The sequence below is a fragment of the Roseateles rivi genome (assembly GCF_043555845.1).
GTDB classification, from domain to species: domain Bacteria; phylum Pseudomonadota; class Gammaproteobacteria; order Burkholderiales; family Burkholderiaceae_C; genus Roseateles; species Roseateles rivi.
The window spans coordinates 1-2,109 of sequence record NZ_JBIGHZ010000011.1; the positions used below are offsets into that span (position 1 = coordinate 1).

Sequence of the window (2,109 nt, forward strand, 5' to 3'; positions counted from 1 at the left end):
GCCTCACTCCCCCAGATAAGCCGAGCGCACCTTGGGGTCGGCCAGCAGTTGGCGGCCGGGGCCTTGCAGCGTGATGAGCCCGGACTCCATCACGTAGCCGCGGTCGGCCAGTTGCAGTGCACGGCTGGCGTTTTGCTCCACCAGCAGCACCGTCACCCCGCGCCGGTGGATGTCTTGCACCACCTCAAATATCTTGTCCACCATGATCGGCGACAGCCCCATGCTGGGCTCGTCCAGCAGCAGCACGCGCGGGCGGGCCATCAGCGCGCGGCCCATGGCCAGCATCTGCTGCTCGCCCCCGCTCATGGTGCCCGCCAGCTGGCGCGCCCGCTCCTTGAGCCGCGGGAAGAGTTCGAACACCCGCTCCATGTCCGCCTGCACCTCAGCGTCGCGCCGCGTGTAGGCCCCCATCTGCAGGTTCTCGATGATGGTCATGCGCGTGAAGGTGCCTCGGCCTTCGGGCACCATCACCAGCCCTTGCTCGACCAGCTCCCACGCGCCCTGCCCTTTGATGCTGCGCCCAAGGTACTGCACCTCCCCCATCGCCACCGGTTGCAGCCCCGTGATGGCTTTGAGCGTCGTGCTCTTGCCCGCGCCGTTGGCCCCAATGAGGCTCACCAGCTCGCCCTCGCGCACCTCCAGCTCCACGCCCTTGACGGCTTGGATGCCCCCGTACGCCACTTTGAGCCCGCTCAGGCGCAGCAGCACGCTGGCTTGTTGTGTCTGTTCACTCATCTGCCCTGCCCTCTCATGCGTGCGCGCCTGCGCCCAGGTATGCCTCGATCACTTTGGCGTCGCTTTGCACCTGCGCCGGTGTGCCTTGCGCAATGGTCTTGCCGTAGTCCAGCACCGTCACCCGGTCGCACAGCCCCATCACCAGCTTGACGTCGTGCTCGATGAGCAAGATCGTGCGCCCGTCGCCGCGAATGCGTTCAATGAGCCCGCGCAGCGCCACCTTCTCCGTGGCGTTCATGCCCGCCGCGGGCTCGTCCAGTGCGATGAGCTTGGGGTCGGTGGCCAGCGCGCGTGCAATCTCCAGCCGCCGCTGGTCGCCGTAGGACAGCGTGCGCGCTTTGTAGGCGGCCAGCTGCCCGATGCCCACGTAGTCCAGCAGCTCCTGCGCGCGCTCGGCAATGGCCGCTTCCTCTTGCTTGAAGCTGGCCGTGCGCAGCACCGCCCCCAGCAGCCCGCTGCGCGTGCGCACGTGCCGCCCCACCATCACGTTCTCCAGCGCCGTCATCTCGCCAAACAGCCGGATGTTCTGGAAGGTGCGCGCAATGCCCGCACGCGCCACTTGGTGCACGGCCTGCGGGCGGTAGGGCTCGCCGCCCAGCTCAAAGCTGCCTTCGTCGGGTGTGTAGAGCCCGGTGATGACGTTGAAGAAGGTGGTCTTGCCCGCGCCGTTGGGGCCGATCAGCCCGTAGACCTGCCCGGCCTCGATCTCCATGCCCACTTGCGAGAGCGCTTGCAGGCCGCCAAAGCGCTTGCTCACGCCGCTGACCTTCAGCACTGTGTTGCTTTTGCTCATGCTCCAGCCCTCCTTCAGCTCTTGAGCGGCTGGGCCGCGGCTTTGCCGTGCTCGGGCGCGGGCCACAGGCCTCGGGGGCGCAGCAGCATGATGCCGATCATCGCCAGCGCCACCAGCAGCTGGCGCAGGATGGCCGCATCCAGGCGACCGCCCGTGAGCTCCTGCAGCGGTGAGGCCACGTAGCGCAGCACCTCCGGCAGTGCCGCCAGCAGCAGCGCGCCGACGATCACCCCGGGGATGTGCCCGATGCCGCCCAGCACCACCATGGCCACGATCATCACGCTCTCTTGCAGGCTGAAGGACTCCGGGCTCACAAAGCCCTGGAAGGCCGCAAACATGCTGCCGGCCACGCCCCCGAAGGTCGCCCCCATGCCAAAGGCCAGCAGCTTGAGGTTGCGCGTGTTCAGCCCCATGGCCTTGGCCGCAATCTCGTCTTCGCGAATGGCCATCCAGGCGCGCCCGATGCGCGAGCGCTCCAGCCGCACGCACACCAGCACCGAGCCCACCACCAGCGCCAGGAACAGGTAGTAGTACAGCGTCACGGGCGGCAGCGTCAGCCCCAGCACCTCCAGCGGCTCCCC

At 68.0% G+C, this 2,109-nt stretch carries 3 protein-coding genes; all 3 read right to left on the reverse strand.

All coding sequences use genetic code 11. From position 1 onward, the window contains the following. Positions 1-3 precede the first annotated feature (3 nt). Entirely contained in the window at positions 4-735 is a 732-nt protein-coding gene (locus ACG0Z6_RS16550) for an ABC transporter ATP-binding protein (RefSeq protein WP_394463435.1), read from the reverse strand. A gap of 13 nt (positions 736-748) precedes the next feature. Then, complete coding sequence (locus tag ACG0Z6_RS16555; RefSeq protein WP_394463437.1) at positions 749-1,528, reverse strand: ABC transporter ATP-binding protein; 780 nt, start codon at positions 1,526-1,528, stop codon at positions 749-751. A gap of 14 nt (positions 1,529-1,542) precedes the next feature. Next, positions 1,543-2,109 (reverse strand): branched-chain amino acid ABC transporter permease (locus ACG0Z6_RS16560; RefSeq protein WP_394463439.1); only part of this gene is annotated, 567 nt, incomplete at its 5' end.